Below are 477 nucleotides of genomic sequence, written 5' to 3'. Positions count from 1 at the left end.
CCCTACGACTACACCGAGCGGTTCGCCTACTGGGTGGACCGCGTGGCCGAGTACGACCGAATTGTGGTACCTAGCGACGGCCTCAGTCTGTGGCAGATGGCCTACGTCGAGGACGTGGCGAGCGCGCTTCGCCTCGTCGCGGAGCGAGGGACGGCCGGCGAAGCCTACAACGTCGGCGACGAGCACGCGCCGACGCTCCGGGAGTGGGTTGACCTGCTCGCCGGAGTACATGACACGTCCGTCGAGACCATCGGCGTCGGCGAGCGTGAGCTCGCGGCGGCGGGACTGGACCCCGACGACTTCCCCCTCTACCGCGACTCGCCGCATCTGCTGTCGACGGCGAAGCTCCGCGACCTGGGCTGGTCGTCGACGCCCCACGAGACGGCGCTGGCCGTGACCGTCGCCGAGCATCGGGAGAACGACCGAACCGGCCGGGAGTTCGGCCCGGACCGAGACACGGAAGCGACGCTTATCGAC

Annotated in this window: 1 protein-coding gene; it reads left to right on the top strand. The window is 69.4% G+C overall.

Annotation, left to right across the window (positions count from 1 at the left end; translation table 11 throughout):
• Window positions 1-477: NAD-dependent epimerase/dehydratase family protein (locus IL252_RS17285; protein ID WP_208629053.1), on the top strand; the 477-nt coding region annotated here is incomplete at both ends.

It is taken from the genome of Halomicrobium sp. IBSBa, from assembly GCF_017612575.1.
Lineage (GTDB): Archaea > Halobacteriota > Halobacteria > Halobacteriales > Haloarculaceae > Halomicrobium.
The sequence above is the reverse complement of the archived record's forward strand: the minus strand, read 5'-3'. Positions and strand labels throughout refer to the sequence as shown.